The organism is Marinobacter sp. UBA2688 (genome assembly GCF_002352785.1).
Taxonomy (GTDB): Bacteria; Pseudomonadota; Gammaproteobacteria; order Pseudomonadales; family Oleiphilaceae; genus Marinobacter; species Marinobacter salarius.
Window position 1 is genome coordinate 166,721 of record NZ_DELU01000027.1, and the last position, 17,978, is coordinate 184,698.

Here is a 17,978-nt window from a genome sequence, read left to right on the forward strand (position 1 = left end):
GCACGCTCTTACGTAGCTGTATGATAGGTTCTAATACGAGTAAAAACCGTATTGTTATCGGAGTTTACAGTACCCCTTATCCTGGAGGCACACCATCAACACCCGTCATCGGAAGGCTCTGAAACTGGTTGTCGATTTTATCAGCCCTTACAAAAGGGCTGTTACCGGCGCTCTCGTGGCTCTGGTTATTACAGCCGGCATCACACTTGCCCTGGGTCAGGGCCTACGGATTCTGGTGGACCAGGGCCTTGCCACCCAGTCTCCCGCGATGTTGTCCAAAGCGGTTGGGCTGTTTTTTGTCCTGGTGATTGGTCTCGCCATTGGCTCCTTCGCTCGTTTTTATCTGGTGTCCTGGATTGGCGAAAGGGTGGTGGCGGATATTCGAAAGCAGGTGTTTAACCATCTGATCGACCTTCACCCTGGCTTCTACGAGAAAAACCGAAGCCTGGAAATACAGTCGCGGTTTACCGCTGATACGACAGTGCTGCAATCTGTCATCGGCTCCACGGTCTCCATCGCGCTGCGCAACACCCTGATGCTGGTGGGCGGTCTGATCCTGCTCTTCATAACCAATGCCAAACTTGCCGGTATCATCATCCTCGGCTTCCCACTGGTGATCATTCCCATCCTGATCTATGGTCGCCGTGTGCGTCAGCTGTCCAGGCTGAGCCAGGACCGGGTCGCGGAAGTGGGCAGCTACGTGGGGGAGAACCTCACCCAGATCAAGACGGTGCAGGCGTTCAACCATCAGCCTCATGACCGCCGGTTTTTCTCACAGGTGGCGGAAAATGCCTTCGAGATTGCCCGTGTGAGGATTCGCCAGCGGGCCTGGCTGACCACCATCGCCATTACCCTGGTTATGGGTGCCATTGGCGTGGTGATCTGGATTGGCGGGCTGGATGTGATCTCAGGTCGTACCAGCCCGGGCGAGCTGGCGGCATTTGTATTCTACAGCCTGTTGGTGGGACTGGCCGCCGGCGCCATCAGTGAAGTGATTGGTGAGTTGCAACGCGCAGCCGGGGCAGCGGCGCGGATTTTCGAGCTGCTGCAGACACCCAGTGAAATCCTCAGTGGGGCAAACGCCACCCAGGCTCCGCCCGACCCCCTTCGCGGCGACATCGAGATCAGCAATCTGACCTTTTCCTATCCGGCCCGTCGCGATATCGAGGTTCTGCAAAGCCTTTCACTTCACATCCAGGCAGGCGAAACCGTGGCACTGGTTGGTCCCTCCGGTGCTGGAAAGTCTACGTTGTTCGATCTGCTCTTGAGGTTCTATGACCCCGACACGGGGCAGATTCTTATCGACGGCGTCGACAGTCGTAAGTTAGCGCTTACAGACCTGCGCCAATGCTTTGCGCTGGTGCCACAGAACCCCGCGCTGTTTCACGGCACCATTGCCGACAACATCCGCTACGCCCGCCCGGAGGCCAGCGACACTGCCATGGTGGAGGCCGCCAGGATTGCCCATGCCGATGAGTTTATCCGCAAACTGCCAAAAGGCTATGAAACGCCACTGGGCGATACGGGTCTCGGGCTATCGGGGGGGCAGAAGCAGCGGCTGGCGATTGCCCGCGCACTGCTTGCGGATGCGCCTATACTGTTATTGGATGAGGCGACCAGCGCACTGGATGCAGAAAGCGAACACCTGATCCAGCAAGCCATGCCGGGACTGATGTCCAACCGCACGACATTGGTCATCGCACACCGGCTGGCCACCGTCAGGCACGCCGATCGTATCATTGTGATGGACGCCGGAATTATTCAGGATATCGGCAACCACGATGAACTTGTCGAACGGAATCCGCTGTACCGGAGACTTGCGGAGCTTCAGTTCCGGGAGGACATTGGCGGCCGCAGTACGTAGAAACAACAGGGCCGGGTTTTCAAACCGGGCCATCATTTCGTGTATGCTGACAGTACCAAACCGAATTCGAGGAGAGGCAAAGTGACGAACAAAGAATTGCAGGCACTCAAAGAACGTTATGTCGCGGCCGGTGCTGCCAGCCCCAACGAGCAGTTTGCCGACCATGCGACCAATGCCGAGCTCTGGGATGCCGATGGCAAGCGTATGATCGACTTCGCCGGCGGCATTGGTGTACTGAATATCGGCCATCGTCACCCCAAAGTGGTTGAAGCGGTGAAGGCGCAGTTGGACAAGCTGATGCACACCTGCCAGACCGTCATGCCCTATGAGGGCTATGTGAAGCTGGCGCAGAAGCTCAGTGAAGTGGTTCCGGTAAAGGGCCACGCCAAGGTCATGCTGGCCAACTCCGGCGCAGAAGCCCTGGAAAACGCCATGAAGATCGCCCGCGCGGCGACCGGCAAAACCAATGTGATCTGCTTTGACGGCGGTTATCACGGCCGTACCTTCTACACCATGGCCATGAACGGCAAAGCCGCTCCTTATCAGACCGATTTCGGCCCAATGCCGGGCACCGTCTTTCGCGCCCCCTATCCGGTTCCCTATCACGGTGTCAGTGAGGATGAAGCGCTCCGTGGCCTGAAGATGGCCATGAAGGCCGATTCACCCGCCAGTGACACCGCCGCCATCGTGATTGAGCCGGTATTGGGTGAGGGTGGTTTCTACGCCGCACCAGCCAGCTTCCTCAAAGAGATCCGCAAGATCTGCGATGAGAACGGCATCCTGATGATCGCGGATGAGGTTCAGAGCGGCTTCGGCCGGACTGGCAAGATGTTCGCCATCGAACACAGCGGTGTTGAGCCCGACATGATGACCATGGCCAAGAGTATGGCCGATGGCATGCCGATCTCAGCCATTGTCGGTACCGACAAGGTTATGGACTCGTCCGGCCCGAACTCCCTCGGCGGCACCTACACTGGCAGCCCGACGGCCTGTGCGGCAGCCCTGGCAGTATTTGACGTGTTCAAGGAAGAAGACATTCTGGGCAAGAGTCAGCGCCTGGGTGACACCCTGCGCAAACGCTTTGATCAGTGGCAGGAACAGTTCCCCCACGTGGACAACGTGCGCAACCTCGGGCCCATGGCTGCGATTGAACTGGTCACCGACAAAACCAGCAAGGAACCGCGGGCAGACCTGGCGGCGGCCGTTACCAAGAAAGCCAAGGAAAACGGCCTGATCCTGCTGAGCTGCGGCATGTACGGCAATACCTTGCGTTTCCTGATGCCGGTCACCATCGAGGACAATATTCTTGAGGAAGGCCTGGCGATCGTTGAGCAGGCACTGAAAGAGGTGGGCTAACACCTTCTGGCAGGGTCATTAACACACCTGCCGCTGTATACCGGAACGCTGGTCAGTGTGAAGCTGACCAGCGTTTTTTTTATGGGCTCTATCCGTTCTAGATCAACTTCCTGATTTCCTTCCACAAGCGCCGATAGGCATCGGCAGCTGCGGATGACCGATCCATCAGTTCCACCGGCTGGCCACTCTCACCCATCTTCTCCACCACACTGGCATTGGGAATCAGCGCGTTCAGCCCATTCTCGAGGCGCTGTTTGCGATGGATCACCATCTCGCGATGCAGATTCTTGCGGCGGTCGACGATGGAGAAAAACGGGTGCAGACGACCGGGTTTGAGTTTCTTGTCCTTGGCGAAGGACTGGAGCTGTTGCCAGCTATTCAGAGCGAGCCAGGTCGGAACCACCGGCACGAACACGCCATCGGCGGTTTTCAACACCTGCTCGGACAACCGCGACATCGAGGGCGGGCAATCCAGTACGACCAGGCTGGTTTCCTCCGATAGCGGCGCCAGCCAGTTTTTGAGGGTATTGGCGCTGTCGTCCTTATCCAGCCGGACATCAAGGTTGCGAAAACTGTTATGGGCCGGGATAAAATCGAGGTCAGGGTAGGCGCTGGCCCGAATGAATTTGCCGATGGGGGTCTTGCCATCCATCAGTGCAGCCAGTTTCCGACCCTTGATCTCGTCGGTTCCCGCCAGGTACCAGCTGGCCGCGCCCTGAGGGTCGAGATCCCATAGCAGGGTGGGAATGCCAGCCTGGCTGGCCAGGTAGGCAATGTTTACAGCCGCAGCGGTTTTACCGACACCGCCTTTAAGGCTGTAAAACGCAATGATCTTCATGCTTCCTCCTAAAGCCCCGTCAAAACACCGGCTGCAAGCTTAACCGATCCCACTGGCAGGCGTGTTTCAGTTTAGTGACACGTATTCAGAAGCTACGTAAATATTGCAACTCCTCCCCCTGACTACTCCCCGCAAACTGCCTGAAAGGATGTTTTGGCTAACGATTGAACACTTCATGTTGACGATGGACATCCACAACTGCCGTCAACAGCCGGCAGTGGCCATTGGATCGTCTCCACAACAAATACAAGACAGGAGCACACAATGATCTCCATACAACGCCTGGTAACCGGTGTCAGTCTCGGCCTGACACTTGCGTTGCCCATTAATACCGCCCACGCCGGTACCTTTGTCCATCTGTTCGAATGGAAGTGGAGCGATGTCGCCACTGAATGTGAACAGTTTCTTGGGCCCAAGGGTTACAGCGCCGTTCAGGTGTCACCGCCGCAGGAACACATTCAGGGCAGCGCCTGGTGGACGCGCTATCAACCGGTCAGCTACCAGCTCCAGAGCCGCAGTGGTAACGCCAACCAGTTCGCTAACATGGTTTCGCGCTGCAACGCGGCCGGAGTGGATGTTTACGTGGATGCAGTGATCAACCATACCGCCAATGGTACGGGAACCGGCACCGCCGGGTCCTATTACAGCAGCGATTCCCTGACCTATCCTATCTACAGTGGCAATGATTTCCACGCCGAATGCAGTATCAACGGCTCGGATTACAGTTCGGATGCCTGGCGCGTTCGCAATTGCCGACTCGTCGGCTTACCGGACCTGGATACCGGAAGCGGCTACGTGCGCGACACTCTGGCCGGCTATCTCAATCAGCTCACGTCGCTGGGTGTGAAGGGTATACGGGTGGATGCCGCCAAACATATGTCGCCCGGTGATATCGGCGCCGTCATCAATCAGGCCGGCGGCCCGCTGTACGTATTCCAGGAGGTGATCGACCTGGGTGGCGAAGCCGTCAGTGCCACTGAGTACACGGGTACGTCAGACGTCACCGAGTTCCGCTACAGCGCGTCCATCGGCAACGTCTTCAAGAACCAGCAACTGGCCAACCTCAACGCCTTTGGTGAGAGCTGGGGCTTCCTGTCCGGCGGTGATGCCGTTGTATTCACCGACAACCATGACAACCAACGTGGCCACGGTGCCGGTGGCAGCAATGTGTTGACCTACAAGGATGGTGATCTCTACAACCTGGCCAACGTGTTCATGCTGGGCTGGCCTTATGGCTACCCCAAGGTAATGTCGAGCTACGCATTTTCCAACGGTGACCAGGGCCCTCCAGCCCAAAACGTCTACCAGAACGGCACTGCTCAGTGCGGGTCCGCCTGGGTATGCGAACATCGCTGGGACTCCATTGCCAACATGGTTGCCTTCCGAGCTGAGACCGACGGCCAGGGCGTGAACAGCTGGTGGGACAATGGCAATAACCAGATCGCCTTTAGTCGGGGCAATAAGGGGTTCGTCGCCATCAACCGTGAAGGCAGCACACTGTCACGGACTTTCAACACCGGGCTGGCCGATGGAAACTATCGCAATGTGGCTGGCAACGGTGCCTGCGTAACGGTGCAGAATGGCCAGGTGGCACTGACGGTACCGGCGATGGAGGCAGCGGCACTTCATAGCGGTGCCCCCTGTGACGGAAGCGATCCCAATCCGCCAACAGCAGGGACGGCATCCGTCACCTTCCAGTGCCAGAACGGCACTACCACCATGGGGCAAAGTGTGTACGTTACCGGCAACAACAATGCTTTGGGTAACTGGTCACCTGCCGATGCGGTAAAACTGGATCCAACAGCCTACCCAACCTGGAGTGGGTCGATCAATCTACCAGCGGAGACCTCCATCGAGTGGAAATGCCTGAAGCGCAGCGAAACCGATCCCAGCGCCCAGCAGCAGTGGCAGTCAGGGGATAATAACCTGGTACAGACCGCAGGTGAGGGCACCAGCAGTTCCACTTCCGGTTCTTTCTGAAGCGCATCTGCCACTACCACACCAACTGAAACGGCCCGCGTTAGCGGGCCGGTACCGCCGACCTCGGTTACTCACACTCACGGTTTCATCGTATACTGCCTGACGACTTTTTCGGTATGCTGGATTCCACCGGCATCACTTCCCCGAACGATCAGGCTGATTTATGACCGACCCGGAAATCCAATCTCCACCGACCCACAAGCCAAGGCCCTGGGTTGATCTACTCGTGAGTATCATCATTCCCTCCGTCATTCTGATGAAATTGAGCGGGGATGAATATTTGGGCAGTGTCATGGCCCTGGTCATCGGGCTTGCGTTCCCCCTTGGATGGGGACTGTTCGAGTTGGTGCGCTATCGCAAGTACAACTTTATTGCGGTGCTCGGCATTGTCAGCGTCGGTTTGACCGGCGGTATCGGCCTGATGGAGCTGGATGCCGGCTGGCTGGCGATCAAGGAAGCGGCTGTTCCCGCCGTCATCGGTATTGCCGTGCTTGTTTCAACCCGTACACGCTATCCGCTGGTTAGAACGCTGCTGTACAACCCGTCCGTGCTCAACGTGGACAAGATTCAGGCGGTGCTGAAAGAAAACGGAAGTGAGGAAGAGTTCGAGGCCCGCCTGCTCAAGGCCAGCTATTTCTTCAGCCTGACCTTTCTGTTCTCCTCCATCATGAATTTCGTGCTGGCCAAGTGGATTGTCACCAGCCCGTCCGGAACCCAGGCGTTCAATGAAGAACTGGGCAGGATGACCTTGGTGAGTTATCCCATGATCGCTATTCCCTCGATGATCATGATGATCGCCATTTTCTACTACCTCTGGCGTTCCATTCGCCGGCTCACCGGCTACACCCTTGAGGATGTTATGGCGCCGCACCTTGCGGCCCAGCACGACAACAAGTCGTCTGACACATCCACAGGTAACGGTAGCTGACGCCAGTCAGAAATACTGAATTCCTCTAAATAACTGAATTATAAATAAAAAAGGCGACCACCAGGTCGCCTTTTTCGTATCCCCGGATAACCCGGGTCCGATCAAAAACCCGCCGTGATCACACGTCCAGGTTGGTCACTTCAAGCGCATTACTCTGGATGAACAGGCGCCGTGGCTCGACGTCATCGCCCATCAGGGTGGTGAAGATCTGGTCCGCCGCAATGGCGTCCTCGATGGTGACCTTCATCATGCGACGAGTCTCCGGATCCATGGTGGTTTCCCATAACTGCTCCGGGTTCATCTCACCCAGCCCCTTATAGCGCTGGATGTTCAGGCCGCGTTGGGCTTCCTTCATCAGCCATTCCAGAGCGCCCTCGAATGACAGCACCGCCTGCTTGCGCTCGCCACGCTGGATATAAGCGCCGTCTTCGATCAAGCCGTCCAGTGTCTCACCCATCCTCGCGATGGCCGCGTAAGAGGACGACTCGAAGAACTCATGGCTGAACACGTGGTTATGGGGAATCCCGTGCACATAAATCACCACCTTCGGCAGGTAGAGATTGCGCTCGGTGTCCTTTTCCACCGAGAAGGTGTACTTGGTGCCGGTGCGAGTATCCAGCTGAAGGCCGTCACCCAGGCGAGCCACCCAACGAGCCACTTCTGCCTCTTCCTTCAGGTGTTCCGGCTTCAGGGTCACGTTATCCAGCATTTGTTGGAGTACCTTGGCCGGGTAGGCGCGGGACAGACGATCAATCATCGCCATCACCGCCTGGTAGTCCTTCACCATGGTTTCCAGAGCGGAATCCTTGATAGCCGGCGCTTCCGGATTGACATAGAGCTGGGCGCCTTCCAGGGCGGTCTGTGTCAGATACGCTTCCTTGGCTTTCTCGTCTTTCAGGTACTGCTCCTGCTTGCCACGCTTGACCTTGTACAGCGGCGGCATGGCAATGAACACATGGCCACGCTCAATAATTTCACGCATCTGACGGAACAGGAAGGTGAGTAGCAGCGTACGGATGTGGGAACCGTCCACGTCCGCATCGGTCATGATAATCAGGGAGTGGTAGCGGAGTTTTTCCGGATTGAATTCCTCTCGCCCGATGCCGCAGCCCAGCGCAGTAATGAGCGTACCCACTTCCGCCGAGGACAACATCTTGTCGAAGCGGGCCTTCTCCACGTTCAGGATCTTACCCTTGAGTGGCAGGATGGCCTGTGTCTTCCGATCGCGCCCCTGTTTGGCACTACCACCGGCGGAATCACCCTCCACTATGAACAGTTCGGAAAGAGCGGGGTCTTTTTCCTGACAGTCCGCCAACTTGCCCGGCAGACCGGCAATGTCCAGCGCCCCCTTGCGGCGCGTCATGTCACGGGCCTTGCGGGCCGCTTCACGGGCGCGGGCCGCTTCAATCATCTTGTTGACGATCAGCTTGGCCTCGTTGGGCTGCTCCTGCAGGAAGTCCGCAAAGGATTGATACAACTCCTGCTCAACCGCGGTTTTGACCTCGGAAGAAACCAGCTTGTCCTTGGTCTGGGACGAGAACTTGGGGTCAGGAACCTTCACGCTGATAATAGCCGTCAGACCTTCCCGAGCGTCATCACCGGACGTGCTGACCTTGGCCTTTTTGCCCAGGCCTTCGTGCTCAATATAGTTGTTGAGCGAACGGGTCAGGGCCGCACGGAACCCAGCGAGGTGGGTACCACCGTCGCGCTGCGGGATGTTGTTGGTAAACGTATAGATATTTTCCTGGAAGGCATCGTTCCACTGCATGGCCACTTCCACCGCAATACCGTCTTCACGTTCCTTGATGAAATGAAACACGCGGTTGATCGGTGTCTTGTTGGAGTTCAGGTGCTCAACAAAGGCACGCAGGCCACCCTCGTATTCGAATACCTCTTCCTTGCCACTACGCTCATCCTGCAGGCGGATACGCACACCGCTGTTCAGGAACGCCAGCTCCCGCAGGCGTTTGGCCAAAATATCCCAGTGGAATTCAATGCTGGTAAACGTATCCGGGGATGGAATGAAGTGAACCTTCGTACCACTGGCGTCGGTGTCGCCAACCACATCGAGCGGCGCTTTTGGTACGCCGTTGTTGTAGGTTTGCTCGTAAACCTTGCCATCACGTCGAATGGTCAACGTAAGGGAGGAGGAGAGGGCGTTTACCACCGACACCCCAACACCGTGAAGCCCGCCTGAGACCTTGTAGCTGTTGTCATCAAACTTACCACCGGCATGGAGAACCGTCATGATAACTTCCGCAGCGGAGACACCTTCTTCCTTGTGAAGGTCGACCGGAATACCACGGCCGTTATCCCTGACCGTGACTGATTCGTCCGGATGGATGATCACCCCGATTTCAGAACAGTGCCCAGCCAACGCCTCGTCAATGGAGTTGTCCACCAACTCAAAGACCATGTGATGCAGGCCCGTGCCATCATCAGTGTCACCGATATACATGCCGGGCCGCTTCCGAACGGCATCCAGTCCTTTCAATACCTTGATGCTTGAGGAGTTGTAGTTCGATTCACTCATTAGGGTACTCCTGAAGGGTGATTTCCCGGCGTGAAGCCATTGCCGCTGTTATTTTAGAGCGATGAAAGTGGATCATCCGGGTTCCTGTTCTTCCGTCAATTTGCCATGTTCCACGTGGAACAATCTGTATTCCGGCATGGTGTGCCGCCATAATTCATCCGGCCTGGGCGCCTCTATCGATGTCACAAACACCTGACATCGTAATTCGTAGAGCTTTTGGGCAAGCATGGCCCTGTGGACGACATCCAGCTCCGCATTGATATCGTCCAGCAAAAAGGTAACCTGCTTTCCAAGATCGCTTAGCACCATGCCTTGCGCGATCTTCATCAAAATGACCAACGTCTTTTGCTGGCCCCGGGAGAAGGTCTCCGCCACAGGCCTTCCCTGGTATCGCAAACGGATGTCAGCCCGATTGGGACCGTACAGGGTATGGCCCATTTTCTGTTCCTGCTCCCGGTGGGAACGTAGTACCTCGACCAGGGGTTGGCTGGCGTCCCAGCCCACGTAATAGTCCAGCTTAAGCCCATCAACCCAGGGGGCGTCTATCTCACCGAGTAAACTGTAAAAAGCCTTGGTAAAGAGCCGAAAGGTTTCGTTCCGGGCTTGCGTCAGGCGCTCTGCCAACTCCGTGTACTGGGAATCCCAGACCTTCATCAGAGCGTCATCTATTCTACCATTTCTCAGGATCTGATTCCGCTGTGACGTCACTCTTTGACACTGCTGCCACAACGAAGCAAACGAAGGTTCCACGTGGAACACTGCCCAATCGAGAAACTGCCGGCGTTTTCCGGGTCCGCCGGCAACAATATCAAACACCCCCGGATCGATAACCGAGACGGGCAGATGCCGGGCAAGCGAAGACAGGTTACGAACTGCTTCCCCATCCACTCTAAGCGTGGTTTCTTTAGCGGTCACATCCCTGGAGATGCCCACACGATGGTTAAGCTCTCCAACTGATGATTGTTCCCCTCCCGACATTCCCTGATCCAGGCCACCGAACACCGTCAGTTTGTGTTGGCCGTGGCTAACCACCGCCTGATGTCGACTTACCCGGAATGAGCGGCCAAGCCCCAGGTAGCCAATCGCTTCCAGAACGCTGGTTTTTCCACTGCCGTTGGCGCCATATAACAAATTAATGGAAGGTGAGAAACTGACCGGCGCAGGCGAGAGATTGCGGAAATGTTCCGATTGAAGTTTAACAAGCGCCATAGGTCACGATAGGTTATTAACCAGCAGGAGACGGGGACAAAAAAGGCAGCGTGCCTTACCGACAACGCTGCCCCAGTGTACAAAACCTCGCGGGTGAACGCGATTAATGCAGCATGTTCAACCGCTCGTCCATGAAGACATCCATTTCCGGCGCCAGTATGTGAACGTAACGGTCGAAATACAGGAACTGCTTCAACAAGAGCGCAAACTCTCTTGGAAAATGCAGCCCGTGGCCCTCACCAATCCGTACCATATCCATCAGGATGTTGTTCACGTCATCCTCAGCTTGTTCAGCCTGATACGGCACTTCATCCGGCACCATGGTGTCCATTTGCTGGTAAAGGCGCCGCAGGTCGGCTGCCAGTTCAGCCACCTGAACCTTTTGATGGGTGATACCGATACGAATCATCGCGTCGGCCATGCCTTCAAAATTGCCGACCATGACCGTTGAAATAAAATCGCTGACGGCCTGCCAGGTATCCGGACGGATGCGACCGACAATACCGAAATCAATAAAACCAACCCGGCCGTCTTTCAACACCATCAGATTGCCCGCATGAACATCGGCGTGGAAAAACTCACACTGGGTGAGGCTGGAAAACCAAGTGTTCATTGCCGTAATCAGCGTGCGCTCCGGATCCCGCGCGTAACCCCGGATGCTTTCAAGATCCGTCAGAGGTACACCGTGGAAACGCTCCATGGTAAGAATGCGACGAGTACTGGAGCTTTCGTAGACCCGTGGCACGGTAGCATCTTCATTGTGGGTGTTATGGAGAAATTCCCGGAACACCTTAAGGTTGTTCGCTTCCTTGATGAAGTCGCACTCCTCCAGCATGGTGCGCTGGATTTCCTCCACGATTCCGGACAACGAAGTCCAAGATAGTTTGGGCGCCAGGGTCTCCAGAATTTTCGCGGACAGGTACAGGAAATTGAGATCCGTCAGCAGAATGTTTTCCACACCCGGCTTTTGCACCTTGATCACCACATCCTCACCAGTAACCAGCTTTGCGGCGTGAACCTGTGCAATCGATGCCGACGCCAAAGCCACCGGGTCAATGTCAGAGTAAACGTCTTCGATTGGTCGGCCCAGTTCGTCCCGGATAATTTTCCGGATCACACTGAATGGCAGGCTTGGGGTACGGTCCAGACAGTATTGGAATTCCTCCACGTATTCCTTGGGGAAAAACGTGGGGGAGCTGGCAATAAACTGGCCGAGCTTGATGTAGGTGGCACCCAGGGATTCAAACGTCTGCCTGAGCAACCGCGGCGCGGGCGGGCGGTCGCCCCGCACCCAGTTCACTCCAGCGCGTCCCAACACCGATACGGTCTGACCGATTCGAAAGGCACCCTTGAGGCTGTTCGTCACCGTTCCCATGACTCTCTTCCTTACTGATCCGGTAAATATCTGGCGGCCACAACCAATCCGGCGGACCTACAGCCGCATCGGCATGACGACATAGAGGCAGCGATTGTCGTTCTCGGCCTCAATCAACGCACTGCTATTGGGATTCGCCAGGGTTATCTTGACCTGATCTTCATCCAGCGCGTTCATCACATCCACCAGGTAGCCTACATTAAAGCCAATCTGTAGTGATTCGCCCTGATACTCGACCGGCAGCGCGTCTTCGGCCTGTTCCTGATCCGGGTTGTTGGCAAATACCTGCAACTCGTTGGGCGCCAGGTTCAGGCGTACGCCACGGATGTTTTCATGGGATAGAATGCCGGCGCGCTGGAGTGTGTTCTTGAGGGTAGCGCGATCCGCCAGGACAACTTTATCCCCACCGCGGGGAATTACCCGGTTATAGTCCGGGAACTTGCCTTCGATCAACTTCGAGGTAAAGGTATAGGAGCCTACCGTCGCGCGCAGATGATTGTCTCCGATCACCAGGGTCACCGGGGTTTCCACATCATCCAGCAAGCGCGCCAGTTCCAGCACACCCTTACGCGGCACGATCACCTGGCGGGGTTCCGGGCAGCCGGTGGGCAAATCAAAATGCGCCATGGCCAGGCGATGGCCATCAGTAGCCACGGTGCGAACGTGATCCTTGTCGACTTCCAGCAACAGCCCGTTCAGGTAATAGCGAACATCCTGTTGAGCCATTGCAAAAGCAGTGGCGTCGAACATTCGGCTGAGTTCTTTCTGGGGCAGTTCCAGGCCGAAACTTTCCGCATCATCCTCAACGTTGGGAAAATGCTCCGCCGGCAAGGTCGACAGCGTAAAGTGGCTAGCGCCACAACGCAGATGCAGGCGGTCGCCCTCCAACGCCAACTCGATAGGCGCCTCATCACCCAACGCCCGGCAAATATCAGACAGTTTCCGCGCCGGAACTGTAATGCGGCCAGGCTGGTCAACGTGCACCGGTGACACCCGGCCCACCAGTTCCACTTCCATATTGGTACCAGTCAGCGTGAGGGTATTATCCTCGGCCACCAGCAACACGTTGGAGAGAACGGGCATTGTCTGTTTTCGCTCCACCACACCGGCAATGGACTGAAGGGGGGTGAGCAGAGATTCTCGGCTGATCGTCAGTTTCATGGCACTCAGCATTCTTTTATTGGAAGGTGAATGTGTATTGGCTGCCGCTAACCCGGTCAGGTTGTCAGTAGCCGCATAAAGTTCTGATAATCCTCTCGGATGCCAGGATCCGTTTCCTGCAGCTCTACAATCTTTTTGCAGGCATGCAATACCGTGGTGTGATCACGGCCACCAAACGCATCGCCAATTTCCGGCAGGCTGTGATTGGTCAATTCCTTGGCCAGGGACATGGCAACCTGTCTTGGCCGGGTCACAGTGCGGGTACGCCGTTTTGACAACAAATCGGCCACCTTGATCTTGTAGTACTCCGCCACCGTGCGCTGGATATTATCGATGCTGACCTGCTTTTCATGCAGCGCCAACAGATCCTTGAGGCTTTCCCGGATAAACGGCGGGGTGATCTCCGAACCAGTGAAGTGAGCATTCGCTATCACTAGGCGCAGCGCCCCTTCCAGCTCACGAACGTTCGATCGAATTTTTTGCGCGATGAAAAACGCCGCCTCGCTGCTGAGTTTGACGTTCACCTGCTCCGCCTTTTTCATCAGGATGGCGACCCTGGTCTCCAGCTCCGGTGGCTCTACCATCACGGTCAGGCCCCAGCCGAAACGGGATTTAAGGCGCTCTTCCATATCCACAATTTCTTTCGGAAAGCGGTCACAGGTCACAATAACCTGCTGTCCGCCTTCCAGTAACGCATTGAAAGTGTGGAAGAATTCTTCCTGAGAGCGCTCCTTGCGGGCGAAAAACTGAATATCGTCTATCAACAATGCGTCCACAGAGCGGTAATAGCGCTTGAACTCATTGATGGCGTTTAACTGAAGTGCCTTCACCATATCCGCCACAAAACGCTCGGAGCGAAGATAGGCCACCTTGGCTCTCGGGTTGCGCCGTACAATGTCATTACCAATGGCATGCATCAGGTGGGTCTTACCCAGACCCACACCACCATACAAAAACAGTGGGTTATAAGCTCCACCAGGGTTCTCCGCCACCTGCATCGAGGCCGCCCGGGCCAACTGGTTCGATTTACCCTCCACAAACGTGTCAAAGGTAAAGCCTTCGTTCAGGAAACTCTGGTGCTTGATGTCACCCTCAACCTGAACCGAACGTCGTTCGCTGGTGCTCTTGGCCTTCACCGAAGGCGTGGTCACTGTGGCCGCAACGCCTTTCTCTTCTTCCGTTACCCGGCTACCCGCTTCTTCCTGCTCGGCGGCCACACCACTGACCGCGTTCTCGGAACGGACCACCAGGTCAGATGACCGTGGCGCGGAACCCACCTTCATATCAATCCGAGGTGCCTGGCCACCGTGCAGATCCTTCAGGACTTCTTCAATTCTTCTGAGGTATTTTTCGTTCACCCAGTCCATGACGAACCGATTGGGTGCGAACAGCATCAACTGACCCTCGCGGTGATCCGACTGCAAGGGTCTAAGCCAGGTGTTGAATTGCTGGGCGGGAAACTCGTCCCGGAGTACTTCCAGACACTGATGCCATATGTTGTTCGGCACGACAGTCTTGCCTCCGATGCCTCAGAAATTTCTCGTCACGGATCTCCATGACCCGACGAAAGAGATGACCAAGGATTCTAACCTGAGGGCCTCCCGAGTGAAAGAGCCAAACGCATTTAATAAACAGCCTGTGGAAATTTATTTTCTTTTATTTCAATTTTTTACAGACTTACCTACAGGCTTGTGTACAGAAATATCGTGCATAAAAAGTTACCCACAGACCTGTGTGTACAAAGCGCTCTCAACCCTGTGGACGACACCCCGATGTTCGGTGGATAAATCGCGATCTGAGCAAACCTCCAACTTACCCACATTTCCTGCCTCGGATATACACAGGCCTCATCCCCACTTCTAAACCACTTTATGAACCATCCAATCCACTGTTTCCAAATCAATTCCATCGGTTTTCCACAGAAAAAGGCCTGCCTAATAACAGTAATAATAATCCTTAAAGAGAATACAAAAAGACCTAATGAATTTATTACCTGAACCGTGAATCAGCGGAGATGGAAATAACCCGACACTGGTCTCGAATAACCATTGAATTCCACCGCCACATTGCATAGAATGCCGCTCCTGTTTTGGCTGTTCATTTTCCAGCCAACGATTGAATTTCCAACATCTGTAATGTGAGACCGACACCATGAAAAGAACGTTTCAACCAAGCGTACTGAAGCGTAAGCGCGTTCACGGTTTCCGTGCCCGCATGGCAACCGCCAACGGCCGTAAGGTAATTTCCCGTCGTCGCGCCAAGGGCCGTGCCCGTCTGTCTGCATAAGACATTGACCGCCTGATGAAGGCTTTGACCTTTCCAAAATCGTCCCGGCTGCTCAAGCCATCCGATTACGGCAAAGTCTTCGATGACGTACAGTTAAGGGTTTCGCACCGACATTTCCTGATCCTGGCCACACCCAATACTCTGGGGCACGCCAGGATTGGGTTGGTGTTTTCAAAGAAGAATCTCAAACTGGCTGTACAACGAAACCGCGTTAAACGCCGGGTTCGGGAAACCTTCAGGCACGAACGGGAATACCCTGCCCTGGACATCGTGGTTCTTGGACGGCGAGGATTGACGGAGCTTGATAATGCCGCGCTCAATGCTACCCTGACGGAGCTCTGGGCACGCCTCAGGAAGAAAAACCGCCAGCTCCAGAAACCAACCACATCGGAACTTTCCGGTACCGGCAAAGGAACGGGTTAATGCGCAAACTGCTGCTCCTGCCCATCCGAGTCTACCAGTACGCGATCAGCCCGATGATGGCCAGTCATTGCCGTCACTACCCCACTTGTTCCCAATACGCTGTCGAAGCCATCACCGCCCACGGCGCCATTAGAGGCCTTTTTCTTTCGGTCAAACGTCTAATGAGGTGTCATCCATGGGCAAAAGGCGGGTATGATCCCGTTCCGGGCACTGACGTTCGCACTGAGGTAGTACCTTCCATCTGCTGCGGGCCGGCCAGCCAAACCCATAACGCTAACCAGACCAAACAGTAAGTTTATGGATATTCAACGCATTGTATTATTTGCCGGCCTTGCCATTGTCAGTTACATGATGGTGCTTGCCTGGAATGAAGACTATAACCAGCCGCAGACCCAACCCGCTACGGAACAGGCCAGTACCAGTACCCAGCCTGCATCGACGGATGACATGACTCTCCCGAGCGAGAGCGCCAGTGGCCCGGATACCTCAAGCGAAGAATTCACCACTCCGGAAGGCGATGGCCAGACAATCTCGGCCTCGGAGACATCCTCCGTTTCTGCCAGTGATCAACTCATCACCGTGCGTACCGATGTCTACGAACTCAAGATCGACCGTGTAGGCGGTAATCTGATTGAAAGTTCTTTGTTACAGCACGACCGGTCCCTCGACAGTGAAGAATCACTGAGGGTGTTGACCAATACCAGCAAGCGCACCTACATCATGGAAAGCGGGCTGATTGGCCGCGATGGCATCGACAGCAAACGCAATGGCAGTGCTCCGGTTTACAACACGTCTGCGTCAGAATACGAACTGCAGCAAGGCGAGAATACACTGACGGTCGATCTCACCTTCACCACGGACAACAATGTCGAAGTCACCAAACAGTATCTGTTTAGCCGTGACAGCTATGAGATTGATGTTCGTTATCAGATCAACAACCAGTCCGATAGCGTCTGGCAGGCAAACATGACGGGCAAGATTGTCCGTGATCAGGCACCGGACCCAACCGCACAGAACAGCCTGGGCATACGTGCTTTCCTGGGCATGGTGGTCAGTTCGCCAGAAGATCCTTACGAGAAGTTCGATTTTGACGATCTCTCCGAGAACCCGATCAACCAATCAGTGACCAATGGCTGGTTGGCCTTCCTCCAGCATTACTTCCTGGCTGCCTGGGTGCCCGAACGTGATCAGCCGGCCCAGTTCCAGTCCACTCGTCGTGGCCCGCTCTATGTCATGGGCTTTGTGTATCCCGCGACCGTCGTGGAGCCGGGTCAAACCAGCGAAGTGTCCGCCAAGGCCTATGTCGGTCCCAAGATCATTGAGCGCCTTGAGAACGTTGCCCCGAACCTCGACCGGACGGTTGATTTCGGCTTCCTGTTCTTCATTGCCCTGCCATTGTTCATTATTCTCGACTGGTTCCACGGGCTGGTTGGCAACTGGGGTGTGGCTATCATCCTGCTGACAGTGCTGGTCAAGGCGGTGTTCTTCAAACTGTCGGCGACCAGTTACCGGTCCATGGCAAGAATGCGTGCGGTAGCTCCCCAGCTGACACGGTTGAAAGAACTGTATGGCGACGATCGCCAGCGCATGTCCCAGGAAATGATGGCGTTGTACAAGCGGGAGAAGATAAACCCGTTGGGTGGCTGCCTGCCGATACTGGTGCAGATGCCGGTCTTTATATCCCTGTACTGGGTGCTGTTTGAAAGTGTCCAGTTGAGACATGCTCCCTTCATGCTGTGGATCCAGGATCTGTCGGTCATGGACCCCTATTTCATCCTGCCTATCCTGATGGGTGCCAGCATGATGTTGCAGATGAGTCTGAACCCGACACCACCGGACCCGATGCAGGCGAAGATCATGAAGCTGATGCCGCTGATCTTTACCGTGTTCTTCCTCTGGTTCCCGGCAGGTCTGGTTCTGTACTGGTTGGTCAACAACATCCTGTCCATCAGCCAGCAGTGGTACATTACCCGCAAGATTGAAGCAGAAGTTGCGGCCAAGAAGAGCTGACCGGTCATCCAACGG

Annotated in this window: 14 protein-coding genes; 8 read left to right on the forward strand and 6 right to left on the reverse strand. The window is 55.5% G+C overall.

Features of this window, described 5'->3' with window-relative positions; genetic code table 11:
• Positions 1-118 precede the first annotated feature (118 nt).
• Together B3M52_RS18585 and gabT are read left to right on the forward strand one after the other, a co-directional pair.
• Positions 119-1,864, forward strand: coding sequence for an ABC transporter transmembrane domain-containing protein (locus tag B3M52_RS18585; RefSeq protein WP_075196400.1), 1,746 nt, complete (start codon positions 119-121; stop codon positions 1,862-1,864).
• Between the two features lie 81 nt (positions 1,865-1,945).
• Positions 1,946-3,220, forward strand: a complete 1,275-nt coding sequence (gene gabT, locus B3M52_RS18590) for a 4-aminobutyrate--2-oxoglutarate transaminase (protein WP_007152976.1) — start codon at positions 1,946-1,948, stop codon at positions 3,218-3,220.
• 97 nt (positions 3,221-3,317) lie between these two features.
• Here the strand turns inward: gabT and B3M52_RS18595 are convergent, their stop codons facing one another.
• Positions 3,318-4,058: a ParA family protein gene (locus B3M52_RS18595; RefSeq protein WP_075196401.1), complete on the reverse strand. Its 741-nt coding sequence runs from the start codon at positions 4,056-4,058 to the stop codon at positions 3,318-3,320.
• A 264-nt stretch (positions 4,059-4,322) separates the two neighbouring features.
• On the opposite strand from B3M52_RS18595, the gene B3M52_RS18600 reads away from it, so the two are divergent.
• Positions 4,323-6,038: a carbohydrate-binding module family 20 domain-containing protein gene (locus B3M52_RS18600; RefSeq protein WP_075196402.1), complete on the forward strand. Its 1,716-nt coding sequence runs from the start codon at positions 4,323-4,325 to the stop codon at positions 6,036-6,038.
• 163 nt (positions 6,039-6,201) lie between these two features.
• Positions 6,202-6,966: a VC0807 family protein gene (locus B3M52_RS18605; RefSeq protein WP_075196403.1), complete on the forward strand. Its 765-nt coding sequence runs from the start codon at positions 6,202-6,204 to the stop codon at positions 6,964-6,966.
• 118 nt (positions 6,967-7,084) lie between these two features.
• Here the strand turns inward: B3M52_RS18605 and gyrB are convergent, their stop codons facing one another.
• From gyrB to dnaA, 5 genes are all read right to left on the reverse strand, one after another.
• Complete coding sequence (gyrB, locus tag B3M52_RS18610; protein ID WP_036211765.1) at positions 7,085-9,499, reverse strand: DNA topoisomerase (ATP-hydrolyzing) subunit B; 2,415 nt, start codon at positions 9,497-9,499, stop codon at positions 7,085-7,087.
• A gap of 72 nt (positions 9,500-9,571) precedes the next feature.
• The gene (gene recF, locus B3M52_RS18615; protein WP_036211762.1) at positions 9,572-10,708 is read right to left on the reverse strand and encodes a DNA replication/repair protein RecF; all 1,137 of its coding nucleotides are present in this window, start codon (positions 10,706-10,708) and stop codon (positions 9,572-9,574) included.
• 103 nt (positions 10,709-10,811) lie between these two features.
• Positions 10,812-12,083 (reverse strand): ABC1 kinase family protein, encoded by a 1,272-nt coding sequence (locus tag B3M52_RS18620; RefSeq protein ID WP_075196404.1) that lies wholly within the window; start codon positions 12,081-12,083, stop codon positions 10,812-10,814.
• 57 nt (positions 12,084-12,140) lie between these two features.
• Positions 12,141-13,244 carry a DNA polymerase III subunit beta gene (dnaN, locus tag B3M52_RS18625; RefSeq protein ID WP_036211756.1) on the reverse strand — a complete coding sequence of 368 codons (1,104 nt, stop codon included), beginning with the start codon at positions 13,242-13,244 and terminating at the stop codon, positions 12,141-12,143.
• Between the two features lie 56 nt (positions 13,245-13,300).
• Positions 13,301-14,752, reverse strand: a complete 1,452-nt coding sequence (gene dnaA / locus B3M52_RS18630; RefSeq protein ID WP_036211752.1) for a chromosomal replication initiator protein DnaA — start codon at positions 14,750-14,752, stop codon at positions 13,301-13,303.
• Positions 14,753-15,395: 643 nt separating this feature from the next.
• Here dnaA and rpmH point away from each other — a divergent pair.
• From rpmH to yidC, 4 genes are read left to right on the forward strand one after another with little or no spacing between them, the layout of a single operon-like run.
• A complete protein-coding gene (rpmH, locus tag B3M52_RS18635; RefSeq protein WP_008172542.1) occupies positions 15,396-15,530 on the forward strand; it encodes a 50S ribosomal protein L34 in 135 nt (44 codons plus the stop codon).
• Between the two features lie 15 nt (positions 15,531-15,545).
• Positions 15,546-15,953 carry a ribonuclease P protein component gene (gene rnpA / locus B3M52_RS18640; RefSeq protein ID WP_075196405.1) on the forward strand — a complete coding sequence of 136 codons (408 nt, stop codon included), beginning with the start codon at positions 15,546-15,548 and terminating at the stop codon, positions 15,951-15,953.
• The gene (yidD, locus tag B3M52_RS18645) at positions 15,953-16,246 is read left to right on the forward strand and encodes a membrane protein insertion efficiency factor YidD (RefSeq protein WP_036211745.1); all 294 of its coding nucleotides are present in this window, start codon (positions 15,953-15,955) and stop codon (positions 16,244-16,246) included. The genes rnpA and yidD overlap by 1 nt, the downstream gene beginning before the upstream one ends.
• Before the next feature lie 4 nt (positions 16,247-16,250).
• On the forward strand, positions 16,251-17,963 hold the full coding sequence (gene yidC, locus B3M52_RS18650; protein WP_075196406.1) for a membrane protein insertase YidC: 1,713 nt from the start codon (positions 16,251-16,253) through the stop codon (positions 17,961-17,963).
• The last annotated feature ends 15 nt before the right edge of the window (positions 17,964-17,978 follow it).

Excerpts from the sequence above, each read along its gene's own strand:
- B3M52_RS18595 (WP_075196401.1), bottom strand. The coding sequence starts at position 4,058 with ATGAAGATCATTGCGTTTTACAGCCTTAAAGGCGGTGTCGGTAAAACC.
- B3M52_RS18600 (WP_075196402.1), top strand. The coding sequence starts at position 4,323 with ATGATCTCCATACAACGCCTGGTAACCGGTGTCAGTCTCGGCCTGACA.
- B3M52_RS18605 (WP_075196403.1), top strand. The coding sequence starts at position 6,202 with ATGACCGACCCGGAAATCCAATCTCCACCGACCCACAAGCCAAGGCCC.
- gyrB (WP_036211765.1), bottom strand. The coding sequence starts at position 9,499 with ATGAGTGAATCGAACTACAACTCCTCAAGCATCAAGGTATTGAAAGGA.
- recF (WP_036211762.1), bottom strand. The coding sequence starts at position 10,708 with ATGGCGCTTGTTAAACTTCAATCGGAACATTTCCGCAATCTCTCGCCT.
- B3M52_RS18620 (WP_075196404.1), bottom strand. The coding sequence starts at position 12,083 with ATGGGAACGGTGACGAACAGCCTCAAGGGTGCCTTTCGAATCGGTCAG.
- dnaN (WP_036211756.1), bottom strand. The coding sequence starts at position 13,244 with ATGAAACTGACGATCAGCCGAGAATCTCTGCTCACCCCCCTTCAGTCC.
- rpmH (WP_008172542.1), top strand. The coding sequence starts at position 15,396 with ATGAAAAGAACGTTTCAACCAAGCGTACTGAAGCGTAAGCGCGTTCAC.
- rnpA (WP_075196405.1), top strand. The coding sequence starts at position 15,546 with ATGAAGGCTTTGACCTTTCCAAAATCGTCCCGGCTGCTCAAGCCATCC.
- yidD (WP_036211745.1), top strand. The coding sequence starts at position 15,953 with ATGCGCAAACTGCTGCTCCTGCCCATCCGAGTCTACCAGTACGCGATC.
- yidC (WP_075196406.1), top strand. The coding sequence starts at position 16,251 with ATGGATATTCAACGCATTGTATTATTTGCCGGCCTTGCCATTGTCAGT.